Raw genomic sequence first — 15,865 nt, 5'->3', positions numbered from 1 at the left:
TTTATTTTCTATTAATATATAATGGTCCAGCTTTTTGTTCAGAATTACCATCATTGTCAATATATGTCAATACATAATAGTATGTTCCTACAGGAAGTTTTTCGTCCCTTTTAACAGTAACTCTACCTTCAGAAATACCTCTAAAGAAATTATTACCTTGACCGTAGCCATCTACATTATATACTTCAACTCCCCAACGGTTATAAATCTGTAATGTATTATTTGGATAATTTTCAATACCACTAATTACAAATACATCATTATCTCCATCCCCATTAGGTGTCATAATATCAAAGATATTTAAACCATCTTCAGCATCAGGATTACCATTATTACACTCTGCATAATCAGGTATTCCATTATCATTATTATCAGATAATTCTTCTCCATTAGTAAATCCGTCTCCATCTCCGTCACAATCACAATCAGAATTCAACCAATTGTCACTAACTATGCTAATATCTTGACTTTCGAAGTCAAAATCACAAGAATCAGTTGGATCTGTTCCATCAATAACTTCTGTCCCATTATCAACACCATCACCATCACAATCTAAATTATCCCAGTCTTGACTTGGCTCTATACTTTGAACTTCTAAATTAAAGTCGCAAGGATCGTTAGCATCTGTTCCGTTTGGTCCAACAATTCCATCACCATCAGGATCAATCTCGTCTATATTTGTTACTCCATCACCATCACAATCAGAGAATGCAATATCATCAGAAATAGAAGTCAAATCGATATTATCTAAATCAAATATACATGGATCATCAGTATCATTGTCGTTACCATTTGGTGTTCCGTCTCCATCACAATCTGCATCTAACCATTCTTGACTTGGACTAACTGTTTGACTCTCTAAAATAAAGCTACATAGATCTAATGGATCTGTTCCGTCATCGATTTCATCTCCATTAACTACTCCATCTCCATCACAATCTAAGACATCCCAAGCTTGATTTTGATTAAGCGTAACATTATCAAGATCGAATTGACAAGGATCTAATGGACCTGTACCATCAATTAGTTCATCTTCATTGGTAACACCATCTCCATCACAATCTAATTCATTCCATTCATCACTAGCTAAAACAGTTATACTAGTAGTTATGAAATCACAAGGTTCATTTGGATCTGTTCCATCTAGTATTTCATCGTCATTAGTTACTCCATCCCCATCACAATCTGCAGCCATAAAATCAACTGAAGTTGCTAATGTTTGACTTCCTACTACAAAGTCGCATGGATCGTTTGGATCTGTTGCATCTAGTAATTCATCCCCATTAGTTACACCATCCCCATCACAATCTGCATTATTCCATGCAGACGTAAGAATATTTAAATCTTGACTATTAACTAAATAATCACAAGGATCTAGTGGGTCTGTTCCGTCTGCAAGTTCAGTACCATTTGATACACCATCGCCATCACAATCTAATCCTAACCATTGAACAGAAAGAATAGTTGAATTTTGAACAGATGAATCATAATCACATGGATCATTTGGATCTGTACCTGTTGCTATCTCGTCTCCATTTGAAACACCATCACCATCACAATCAGAATTTAAGTAATCTCCTGAAGGGATTACCGTTATGCTTCCCGTATTGAAATCACATGGATCGTTTGGATCTGTACCATCTGTAATTTCATCTGCATCAATAACACCATCACCATCACAATCTACTGTACTTGTTACTACTACTGTAATACTTGCTACATCATAATCACATGGATCAGTTGGATTTGTTCCATCTGGTGTGGTTGGATCACCATCTGGCCCGTTTATCTCATCACCATCAGTTACACCATCACCATCACAATCCACTGTACTTGTTACTGCGACTGTTATGTCTCCTAAATTATAATCACAAGCATCATTTGTATCTGTACCTGATGCTATTTCATCTGCATCTGTTACGCCATCACCATCACAATCTACTGTACTGGTTACTGCTACAGTTATGTCTACTAAGTTATAATCACAAGCATCGCTTGGATCTGTTCCTGATGCTATTTCATCTGCATCTGTTACGCCATCACCATCACAATCTACTGTACTAGTTGCAGCTAAAGTTACACTTGCAAGATCATAATCACATGCATTTAATAAATCTGTTCCGTCAATTATCTCATCACCATTAGTTACACCATCACCATCACAATCAGCATTATTCCATTCAGAAGTAACAATATTTATATCTTGATTAGTAACTAAATAACTACAAGGGTCTAATGCGTCTGTTCCATCGCCAAGCTCTGTACCATTAGATACACCATCACCATCACAATCAGCTCCTAACCATAATGTACTTACCATAGTAATATCCTGGATTGAACCATCATAATCACATGGATCATTTGGATCTGTACCCGTTGCTATCTCATCTCCATTTGTAACACCATCACCATCACAATCAGCATTTAAGTAGTCTCCTGAAGGGGTTACCGTTATGCTTCCTGTATTCAAATCACATGGATCATTTGGATCTGTACCATCTGTAATTTCATCTGCATCAATAACACCATCACCATCACAATCTATTGTACTTGTTACTACTACTGTAATACTTGCTACATCATAATCACATGGATCAGTTGGGTTTGTTCCATCTGCTGTTGTTGGATCACCATCTGGCCCGTTTATCTCATCACCATCAGTTACACCATCACCATCACAATCTACTGTGCTTGTTACTGGTACTGTTATGTCTCCTAAATTATAATCACAAGCATCATTTGGATCAGTTCCTGCAGCTATCTCATCTGCATCTGTTACACCATCACCATCACAATCTACTGCACTGGTTACTGCTACTGTTACACTTGAAACGTTATAATCACAAGCACTGTTTGGATCCGTTCCATCTGCGATCTCATCTGCATCTGTTACACCATCGCCATCACAATCTACTGTACTTGTTACTGCTACTGTTACACTTGACACGTTATAATCACAAGCATCGTTTGGATCAGTGCCATCTGCGATTTCATCCGCATCTGTTACACCATCGCCATCACAATCTACTGTACTTGCTACTGCTACTGTTACACTCGACACATTATAATCACAAGCATCGTTTGGATCAGTGCCATCTGCAATTTCATCCGCATCAATAACTCCATCGCCATCACAATCGACTGTACTTGTTACAGCTAATGTTACACTTGATACATTATAATCACAAGCATCATTTGGATCAGTGCCATCTGCTGTTGTTGGGTCGCCATCTGGTCCGTTTATCTCATCTGCATCTGTTACACCATCGCCATCACAATCTACTGCACTGGTTACTGCTACTGTTATGCTAGCTACTGTATAATCACAAGCATTGTTTGGATCGGTTCCATCTGCGATTTCATCCGCGTCTGTTACACCATCTCCATCACAATCTACTGTACTTGTTACTGCTACTGTTATACTTGAAACGTTATAATCACAAGCATCGTTTGGATCAGTGCCATCTGCGATTTCATCTGCATCTGTTACACCATCTCCATCACAATCTACTGTACTGGTTACTGCTACTGTTACACTCGACACGTTATAATCACAAGCATCGTTTGGATCAGTGCCATCTGCAATTTCATCCGCATCAATAACTCCATCGCCATCACAATCTACTGTACTTGTTACAGCTAATGTTACACTTGTCACATTATAATCACAAGCATCATTTGGATCAGTGCCATCTGCTGTTGTTGGGTCGCCATCTGGTCCGTTTATCTCATCTGCATCTGTTACACCATCGCCATCACAATCTACCGCACTGGTTACTGCTACTGTTACACTTGACACATTATAATCACAAGCACTGTTTGGATCGGTTCCATCTGCGATTTCATCTGCATCTGTTACACCATCGCCATCACAATCTACTGTACTTGTTACTGTTACTGTTACACTTGACACGTTATAATCACAAGCATCGTTTGGATCAGTGCCATCTGCGATTTCATCTGCATCTGTTACACCATCTCCATCACAATCTACTGTACTGGTTACTGCTACTGTTACACTCGACACGTTATAATCACAAGCATCGTTTGGATCAGTGCCATCTGCAATTTCATCCGCATCAATAACTCCATCGCCATCACAATCTACTGTACTTGTTACAGCTAATGTTACACTTGTCACATTATAATCACAAGCATCATTTGGATCAGTGCCATCTGCTGTTGTTGGGTCGCCATCTGGTCCGTTTATCTCATCTGCATCTGTTACACCATCGCCATCACAATCTACTGCACTGGTTACTGCTACTGTTATGCTAGCTACTGTATAATCACAAGCATTGTTTGGATCGGTTCCATCTGCGATTTCATCCGCGTCTGTTACACCATCTCCATCACAATCTACTGTACTTGTTACTGCTACTGTTACACTTGACACGTTATAATCACAAGCGTCGTTTGGATCAGTGCCATCTCCGATTTCATCTGCATCTGTTACACCATCGCCATCACAATCTACTGTACTGGTTACTGCTACTGTTACATTCGACACGTTATAATCACAAGCATCGTTTGGATCAGTGCCATCTGCAATTTCATCCGCATCAATAACTCCATCGCCATCACAATCTACTGTACTTGTTACAGCTAATGTTACACTTGACACATTATAATCACAAGCATCATTTGGATCAGTGCCATCTGCTGTTGTTGGGTCGCCATCTGGTCCGTTTATCTCATCTGCATCTGTTACACCATCGCCATCACAATCTACTGCACTGGTTACTGCTACTGTTATGCTAGCTACTGTATAATCACAAGCATTGTTTGGATCGGTTCCATCTGCGATTTCATCCGCGTCTGTTACACCATCGCCATCACAATCTACTGTACTTGTTACTGCTACTGTTACACTTGACACGTTATAATCACAAGCATCGTTTGGATCAGTGCCATCTGCGATTTCATCCGCATCTGTTACACCATCGCCATCACAATCTACTGTACTTGTTACTGCTACTGTTACACTCGACACATTATAATCACAAGCATCGTTTGGATCAGTGCCATCTGCAATTTCATCCGCATCAATAACTCCATCGCCATCACAATCGACTGTACTTGTTACAGCTAATGTTACACTTGATACATTATAATCACAAGCATCATTTGGATCAGTGCCATCTGCTGTTGTTGGGTCGCCATCTGGTCCGTTTATCTCATCTGCATCTGTTACACCATCGCCATCACAATCTACTGCACTGGTTACTGCTACTGTTATGCTAGCTACTGTATAATCACAAGCATTGTTTGGATCGGTTCCATCTGCGATTTCATCCGCGTCTGTTACACCATCTCCATCACAATCTACTGTACTTGTTACTGCTACTGTTATACTTGAAACGTTATAATCACAAGCATCGTTTGGATCAGTGCCATCTGCGATTTCATCTGCATCTGTTACACCATCTCCATCACAATCTACTGTACTGGTTACTGCTACTGTTACACTCGACACGTTATAATCACAAGCATCGTTTGGATCAGTGCCATCTGCAATTTCATCCGCATCAATAACTCCATCGCCATCACAATCTACTGTACTTGTTACAGCTAATGTTACACTTGTCACATTATAATCACAAGCATCATTTGGATCAGTGCCATCTGCTGTTGTTGGGTCGCCATCTGGTCCGTTTATCTCATCTGCATCTGTTACACCATCGCCATCACAATCTACCGCACTGGTTACTGCTACTGTTACACTTGACACATTATAATCACAAGCACTGTTTGGATCGGTTCCATCTGCGATTTCATCTGCATCTGTTACACCATCGCCATCACAATCTACTGTACTTGTTACTGTTACTGTTACACTTGACACGTTATAATCACAAGCATCGTTTGGATCAGTGCCATCTGCGATTTCATCTGCATCTGTTACACCATCTCCATCACAATCTACTGTACTGGTTACTGCTACTGTTACACTCGACACGTTATAATCACAAGCATCGTTTGGATCAGTGCCATCTGCAATTTCATCCGCATCAATAACTCCATCGCCATCACAATCTACTGTACTTGTTACAGCTAATGTTACACTTGTCACATTATAATCACAAGCATCATTTGGATCAGTGCCATCTGCTGTTGTTGGGTCGCCATCTGGTCCGTTTATCTCATCTGCATCTGTTACACCATCGCCATCACAATCTACTGCACTGGTTACTGCTACTGTTATGCTAGCTACTGTATAATCACAAGCATTGTTTGGATCGGTTCCATCTGCGATTTCATCCGCGTCTGTTACACCATCTCCATCACAATCTACTGTACTTGTTACTGCTACTGTTATACTTGAAACGTTATAATCACAAGCATCGTTTGGATCAGTGCCATCTGCGATTTCATCTGCATCTGTTACACCATCTCCATCACAATCTACTGTACTGGTTACTGCTACTGTTACACTCGACACGTTATAATCACAAGCATCGTTTGGATCAGTGCCATCTGCAATTTCATCCGCATCAATAACTCCATCGCCATCACAATCTACTGTACTTGTTACAGCTAATGTTACACTTGTCACATTATAATCACAAGCATCATTTGGATCAGTGCCATCTGCTGTTGTTGGGTCGCCATCTGGTCCGTTTATCTCATCTGCATCTGTTACACCATCGCCATCACAATCTACCGCACTGGTTACTGCTACTGTTACACTTGACACATTATAATCACAAGCACTGTTTGGATCGGTTCCATCTGCGATTTCATCTGCATCTGTTACACCATCGCCATCACAATCTACTGTACTTGTTACTGTTACTGTTACACTTGACACGTTATAATCACAAGCATCGTTTGGATCAGTGCCATCTGCGATTTCATCTGCATCTGTTACACCATCTCCATCACAATCTACTGTACTGGTTACTGCTACTGTTACACTCGACACGTTATAATCACAAGCATCGTTTGGATCAGTGCCATCTGCAATTTCATCCGCATCAATAACTCCATCGCCATCACAATCTACTGTACTTGTTACAGCTAATGTTACACTTGTCACATTATAATCACAAGCATCATTTGGATCAGTGCCATCTGCTGTTGTTGGGTCGCCATCTGGTCCGTTTATCTCATCTGCATCTGTTACACCATCTCCATCACAATCTACCGCACTGGTTACTGCTACTGTTACACTTGACACATTATAATCACAAGCACTATTTGGATCGGTTCCATCTGCGATTTCATCCGCGTCTGTTACACCATCTCCATCACAATCTACTGTACTGGTTACTGCTACTGTTACACTCGACACGTTATAATCACAAGCATCATTTGGATCTGTGCCATCTGCGATTTCATCCGCATCTGTTACACCATCGCCATCACAATCTACTGTACTGGTTACTGCTACTGTTACACTCGACACATTATAATCACAAGCATCATTTGGATCAGTGCCATCTGCAATTTCATCCGCATCAATAACTCCATCGCCATCACAATCTACTGTACTTGTTACCGCTAATGTTACACTTGACACATTATAATCACAAGCATCATTTGGATCTGTGCCATCTGCTGTTGTTGGATCTCCATCTGGTCCGTTTATCTCATCTGCATCTGTTACACCATCGCCATCACAATCTACTGTACTGGTTACTGCTACTGTTACACTTGACACGTTATAATCACAAGCATTGTTTGGATCGGTTCCATCTGCGATTTCATCCGCGTCTGTTACACCATCGCCATCACAATCTACTGTACTGGTTACTGCTACTGTTACACTCGACACGTTATAATCACAAGCATCATTTGGATCTGTGCCATCTGCGATTTCATCCGCATCTGTTACACCATCGCCATCACAATCTACTGTACTGGTTACTGCTACTGTTACACTCGACACATTATAATCACAAGCATCATTTGGATCAGTGCCATCTGCAATTTCATCCGCATCAATAACACCATCGCCATCACAATCTACTGTACTGGTTACTGCTAATGTTACACTTGATACATTATAATCACAAGCATCATTTGGATCAGTGCCATCTGCTGTTGTTGGGTCGCCATCTGGTCCGTTTATCTCATCTGCATCTGTTACACCATCACCATCACAATCTACTGTACTGGTTACTGCTACTGTTACACTTGAAACGTTATAATCACAAGCACTGTTTGGATCCGTTCCATCTGCGATTTCATCCGCGTCTGTTACACCATCGCCATCACAATCTACTGTACTGGTTACTGCTACTGTTACACTTGACACGTTATAATCACAAGCATCGTTTGGATCAGTGCCATCTGCGATTTCATCCGCATCTGTTACACCATCGCCATCACAATCTACTGTACTGGTTACTGCTACTGTTACACTCGACACGTTATAATCACAAGCATCGTTTGGATCAGTGCCATCTGCAATTTCATCCGCATCAATAACTCCATCGCCATCACAATCTACTGTACTTGTTACAGCTAATGTTACACTTGCTACATCATAATCACAAGCATCATTTGGATCTGTTCCATCTGCTGTTGTTGGGTCGCCATCTGGTCCGTTTATCTCATCTGCATCTGTTACACCATCACCATCACAATCTACTGTACTGGTTACTGCTACTGTTATGCTTGAAACGTTATAATCACAAGCATTGTTTGGATCAGTACCATCTGCGATTTCATCTGCATCTGTTACACCATCTCCATCACAATCTACTGTACTGGTTACTGCTACTGTTACACTCGACACGTTATAATCACAAGCATCGTTTGGATCAGTGCCATCTGCGATTTCTGTATCATTAATTACACCATCACCATCACAATCAGCTGAAGCCCAAATTGCATTCGCTGTGTCTTCATCTCCTGTTATTCCATCATCCACGCATGGATCATAAGGCGCTGTATCTGTTCCATTTGGTGTTCCATCTCCATCACAATCCGCTGCTTGCCAAATGGCATTACTTGTATCTTCATCTCCTATTGTTCCATTATCTACACATGGATCGAAAGGTGCTGTATCTGTTCCGTTTAACGTCCCATCTCCATCACAATCGGCTGCTGCCCAAACCGCATAGTTTGAATCGCTTACCGCTGGAATTGTTGGTGTTGTAACACTACATGGATCGAAAGGGTCTGTTCCATTCATTACTTCCGTCCCGTTACTCTCACCATCACCATCACAATCCGCTGCTGCCCAAACTGCATAGTTAGAATCACTTACTGCAGGTATTGTTGATGTTCCACTTACGCTACAAGGATCCGTTGGGTCTGAACCATTATTATTTTCTGTGCCATTTGTCTCACCATCACCATCACAATCGGCTGCTTGCCAAATTGGGTTTGTTGTATCTGCTGTACTTCCTGCTGTAAATACACATGGATTTTCCGGATCTGGATCTGTCCCATTTGTATCACCATCTCCATCACAATCCGCTGCTGCCCAAATATCGTAGGCTGTTTGTTCTGAACTACCAGGTGTTCCTGGATCTGTAGGTGGCGTTGTCCCTACTTTAAATATACAAGGATCTTGAGGGTCTGGATCACTTCCATTAGGATCACCATCACCATCGCAGTCCGCTAATATCCAAGCTCCTGTTTGCGTTAATGTCACTAATAAAGGTTCGTATGAACAAGGATCAGACGGGTCCGTTCCATTTCCATCATCAACGCCATCATTATCAGGATCTATTTCATTTCCATTAGTTACTCCATCACCATCACAATCTGCATTTTGAAACTGTGAAGACGTAACCGTATAGTCTTGATTAATGACTAAATAGTCGCAATAATCATAAGAATTAGTCATATCAATAACTTCTTGACCATTTATAACACCATCACCGTCACAATCTACCATTGCCCAAATATCATAGGCTGTTTGTTCTGGAGTTCCTACCATCATTGGATTTGTTGGCGTAGATGTTCCTGTTGTAAACTCACAAGGATTTGTTGGGTCTGGATCTGTTCCATTTGGATCACCATCTCCATCACAATCTGCGGCTGCCCATATGGCATTTGAAGTATCTGCTATACTTCCTGCTGTAAAATTACAAGGATCATTACTATCTGGATCTGTACTATCACAATCACCATCTCCGTCTGTGTCTATACAACCATCAACTATAACGCTCTCTGTTAAATCATCACCTGTAGTTGTAGGGTCTGTTTGATCTGGAGTCGTAGCTGCAGTAGTTATATTTGTAATTGTATTTCCGTCTTCTCCTAAATTTACTGTCCCTTCAATTGTTAAAGTCACAAATTGACCACTTCCTATAAAAGGAATTGTCCAGTTAGGTGCTGTATAAACAGATGGTTGATCTCCTCCTGTATTTCCATTATTAGTAGTAGCTGTTAATTCTGCAGGAATCGTATCTGCTAGCGAAACATTTGTAGCATCTGTAGGACCTGTATTGGTCACTGTTATAGTATACGTCACTATTTCTCCTTCAGCAGGAGTTGCATTGCCACTTGATAATGTTTTTACAGTAATTAAATCTGATGCTCCAATTGCAACACCATCATTATTACCATCACTACCATCATCTTCATTATTTACTAGAGTTGGGTCAGTTTCATCCGCACTAACAGATGCCGTATTTGTAAATCCACCTGAACTATTTATAGTGGCCGTCACTGTTATTATAACATCGTTTGCAGGAGAACCAGCTGCAATAGTTGGTATCGTACAAGGGAAAGAGGTACAACCACCACCAACAACTCCACTTATAGTTAAGTTTGTTGGCGTGTCTGTTATCATAACATTAGTCGCATCATCTGGACCTATATTAGCCACAACAACATTATATGTTACTGTGTCTCCTGATTGATAAAGCCCTGTATTATTCAATGTTTTTGTAATAGAAACATCTGCAACAGGTGATACTGTAAGAATTGCACATTCTGTTTGAGTAAAACAAATATTATCTGGATGCGTAATTACTACACAATATTGATTACCATTAAAACTAGAATCGACAGCCGTTAAAGTCAGTGAAGCATTCGTTTCACCTGTAAGTAAAGTTCCACCACTTGTAGGATCTCCCAAATACCATTGATATACAGTTGTTCCTGAAACATCTACTCCCGGAGGAACAGTATAATCGGGTGTTGTACTTGGTGCAAAACCGTTATATGCTGCAGTACTTGTTGCTGTTACTAATGCTGAAAAAGTAACATCAGAACCACTATTTACAGTCTGATCTGATGGAGATGTATCCACTATTACTTTTGTTGCTAAAACCTCGGCACCATTAGCACCATTATAACCTCCTGTAGTATCTCCACTACCTGGTGTTAAAACTAATCCATCACTATCTACAACCGTAGCAGTATCTCCTAATACACCATCATTGTCATTATCTGTTCCGCCAGATTCTAACACATCGTTACAACCATCGTTATCACTGTCTAAATCAAATGAATCTGGACTTCCATCTCCATCAGAATCAACAGTACCAGACCCTTCTTCTATATCAGTAATACCGTCATTATCATCATCCAAATCACAACTATCACTTACACCATCACCATCATTATCAGGATTTCCTGAAGCAACTGCATCACAAGGATCAGGTATAGCTCCATCAACTATAACACTTTCTGTTAAATCATCGCCAGTAGTAGTGGGATCTATTTGATCAGGTGTAGTAGCCGCTGTAGTCGTATTTGTTATTGTATTTCCATCTTCCCCTGCATTTACAACACCTTCAATTGTTAAAGTCACAAACTGACCACTACCAATAAAAGGTATGGTCCAGTTTGGAGCCGTATACGTAGACGTTTGATCTCCACCTGTATTTCCATTATTAGCAGTAGCTGTTAATTCCGTAGGAATAGCATCTATCAAGGACACATTTGTAGCATCGTCAGGACCACTATTTGTAACCGTAATAATAAATTGAACTGTATCACCTTCTGCAGGTGTAGCATCTGCACTACCTAGTGTTTTTACAGTAACCAAACCTGATGTTCCTGTTGCAACACCATCATTGTTTCCATCTGTACCGTCATCAATATTATTACCAGGGGTTGGATCTATTTCTGCAGCACTAACTGATGCTGTATTTGTAAAAATTCCAGGATTATCTATTGTTGCCGTAACCACTATAGTCACATCATTAGCAGGAGTCCCCGCAGCAATGGAAGGAATAGTACATGGTAATGTTGTACAACCTCCGGCTACATTCGTAATTGTTAAATTAGTGGGCGCATCTGTAATTGAAACGTTAGTGGCAACATCTGTACCTATATTACTAACTACAATAGTATAAGAAACTGTATCTCCAGAAATAAAAGGACCAGCTTCATTTAATGTTTTAGTAATAGCCATATCTGCTACAGGTGTACTGCAAGAATCTGGAGCTGTACCAGCATCCGATTCCGTATAAGAACAAGGACCTGTTGTAAAAAAAGCTGTCAAATCTATTGGACCACCATCTGCTGACATAACAATATCTTGAAATGTATAGGAGGTCGCTCCTAGTGGAATTAATGACACTGCAATTGTAGCAACTCCGTCACCAGTAATTTCTAAATTTCCTGATCCAGGAATATTATCAAACTGAACAGTTATGTCTGCAGTAAATGTATCATCAGAAGAGTCTCCACTTGTCCCATTACTATTACATGTACTTACATCCGAAGTACTAATAATCGTTATTGTACAAGGTAAAATAGTAACAAAAACATTTGCTGTGTCTTGATTACCGTTTGAATCTTGTATTGTATAAGGGAACGACACAGGTGCTGTACTTCCTGAAGGAGGTGTAATAACTAAATCCCCACCAATCAACTGTACAACTGTACCATCCGAAAGCACTACGGGAGCGCCACCATCTGAAATTAATATTCCTTCGACCTCTGTTAATGCAATGGCATCTAAATCAGGATCTGAATCATTACCTAAGACATTTATCGTAATTGGAGTATCTACTTGAGTAGAACCTGTATCATCTACTGCATCAGGTGGATTATTAATTCCAACCGAAGATGCCACAACTGGCACTGAATCTCCATTAGGATTAGTTGACGTAAAAGTCGCTACATTATCTCCTGAACAAGGCAATATAACCTCAACTTCTATTTGAATAATAACTCTTTCTCCAGGTGCTAATCTCCCAGTATTATTTAAAAACACATCATTTAATCCTTGACCAGTATAGGCGCTATCCAACACAGGATCTATAGTTGCTGTAGACGACACCATAACTGGAGCTCCCACACTTACTATATTACCAGGACACATTGCGCCAATATTATCTGTAATTTGTAAATTCATTAAATCCACGGGAGATAAAGGAGAATTCTCTATTTCGATTTGAAATGTTAGATCTCTATGACCAAACGTTCCTGCAGGATCATCATTTACAATTGTTTTAGTAATAACAGGTATTGGTGTATACGTTAATGTTACTGGTGTTTGTTCACATATACATTGCTCATCATCATGATTAGCTGTCAGGTTTCTTCTTGAGGTATCTGACACAAGCCTCCCACTTGCATCCTCACCTGAAAATACACCTTGCGTATTTCTGGTAGATTGATTAGACGTTGGTCCAACATTTAAATCCACTCTATAACTCGCGGTCGTATTAGGGGTCATTGTTTGCCCAGGAATCAGTAAATTTGACGAAGTTCCTATTAAACCAGACCCTCCATCAAATCCTGGATTCGCGTTTAATGTTCCTGAAAGTTGTGTAACAACAAAACTATTAATCGGAATGCCATTATTAAACAAATGATCGAAAGAATCTGTATAGTCTACATCTGTAGCAATCCCTGCTCCTGAGTTTCTTAATGTTATAGTATAAAAGAAATCTGAAGTCCCATCCGTATTGACTGGTGGAGTATCATCATTGATTTCCAATCCTGCACTTAAAATAGATAAGTTTTGCTCAAAGGTCTCTGTATCTATACCACTAGTTTCGTAAGCAGAACCGGTAACGACATCATTTGCTGTTGCAAAAATTTCGTTTACAACAGTCGTTCCATCTAGTGCGTCAACAGCTGCAACCTCGATACAAAAACCATAAGTAATACTTTCGCCAGGAGCCAATTCACTTAAAGTAGGGATAATAATTACATCCTCATTTGAAGTTCCATTAAAAGCACCATTAGCAGTTACACCTAATCCCACAGGACCATTAGCTGACCGTGAAATAAAATTTTCTATGTTTACATCTCCTAAGAACGGGGTTCCTAGATCGTCTGTAATATTAATATTATAAACAGAATTCGCTCCATTATTCGTTAAGGTACCCGTATATCTTATTATGTATTTATCATTTGTTGTATACCCCCAATCACAATGACTTTTCGATATATCTAAACCTCCATCTCCGGCGGGTGTACTACATTGCGATTGTGCTGTAAATGTATTTGGAATATTAAACAAGCATGATGTAAACGCATCAGAAAAATCTGCAGATAAATTTACAGGACCTCCATCTGAAGCAAAAACTACACCAACAAAAGTATGACTTGTTGCTGAATCCAAACCTCCAATTCCAACTGAAGCTGTACCGTCACCTGTTAAATCTAAAGTTCCTGAAGCAGGCGCAAAATCAAACGTTACTGTAATATCTGCTGTAAACGTATCATCGACCTCTTGACCCGCACCTTGCGTTCCTCCATCATTACATATTGACAAATTATCGCCTGCAATATTTGTTATTAAACACTCTGTACTACAAGAATTTGGAGCCATTCCAGATGAAGTAGATAAAGTACAAGTAGATGTTCCTCCAGAAAAAGCAGCTGTTAAATCTATAGCGCTACCATCTGCAGCCATAAGTACAGAAGAGAAAGTATAACTAGTTGCTCCAATAGCACCAACACTAATAGTATTAGATCCATCTCCTGATAAGACAAGGTTTCCTCCTGTTGGCGGATTAACGTATGTAATTGTAACATCCGCAGTAAACGTATCATCACTAGGATCTCCTTGAGTCCCTCCATTATCACAGCTAGAAATAGCACTCACTGTTATACTCGAAACTTCACAATCTGTACTACATGATATAGGAGCAGTTCCTGCCATTGGTACATTTAAAGCACAAGTTGATCCTCCTCCAACGAAAGACGCTGTCAAATCAACAGCCCCTCCATCTGCAGCCATCACTATTCCAGTAAACATATAGGACGTTGCTCCGATAGCACCAACTCCAACTGAATTTGTTCCATCCCCTGTTAATTCTAATGTCCCCGAACTAGGAGGATTAGTATAATTAATAGTCACATCAGTAGTAAAAGTGTCATCGCTAGGATCTGTCGGTGTTCCATTATCACTACACAGACTACTATTAGAAATTGATATTGTATCAATTGCACAAACTAAACTACAAGACACAGGTGCTAAACCTGCTGATGGTTGATTAAATGTAGAAGTACATGTTAAATCTCCAACAAATGTTGCTGTTATATCTATAGCTGTTCCATCTGCACTCATAGTTACTCCCGTAAAGGTATGAGAGGTAGCAGTTGTCAGTCCAGTAACAGGTACAGACAAACTACCACTGTCCCCTGAAAGATCTAAGGTACCAGTTGATGGCGCCGCATCAAAAATTATAGTAATATCTGCTGTAAACGTATCATCACTTGGATCTGATGCTGTACCACCATCACTACAAGTCGATACCATTGATGTTGATATAACCGTAATATCGCACTGTGCATATGCACTAAATGATGATATTAAAAAAATGAAAACTCCTAATAAATAGGAACTTGTTAATTTTGGGATAGACAGAGTAACTTTTTTCATAAGCATTAACCTAAAATGAAATATAATTTGTTTATTTTTTGTTTCAAAAAAATAGTTGTTAACAATTTTATGTTAAAATATTAACAATTCACCTGTAAAAAACTAAAA

At 39.8% G+C, this 15,865-nt stretch carries 1 protein-coding gene; it reads right to left on the bottom strand.

All coding sequences use genetic code 11. The annotated features are described in order from the left end of the window. Position 1: 1 nt before the first annotated feature. Positions 2 to 15,757 (bottom strand): gliding motility-associated C-terminal domain-containing protein, encoded by a 15,756-nt coding sequence (locus tag H0I26_RS03840; RefSeq protein WP_218701086.1) that lies wholly within the window; start codon positions 15,755 to 15,757, stop codon positions 2 to 4. Between the last annotated feature and the right edge of the window lie 108 nt (positions 15,758 to 15,865).

The sequence above is a fragment of the Olleya sp. HaHaR_3_96 genome, assembly GCF_019278545.1.
Classification (GTDB): Bacteria; Bacteroidota; Bacteroidia; order Flavobacteriales; family Flavobacteriaceae; genus Olleya.
The sequence above is the reverse complement of the archived record's forward strand: the minus strand, read 5'-3'. Positions and strand labels throughout refer to the sequence as shown.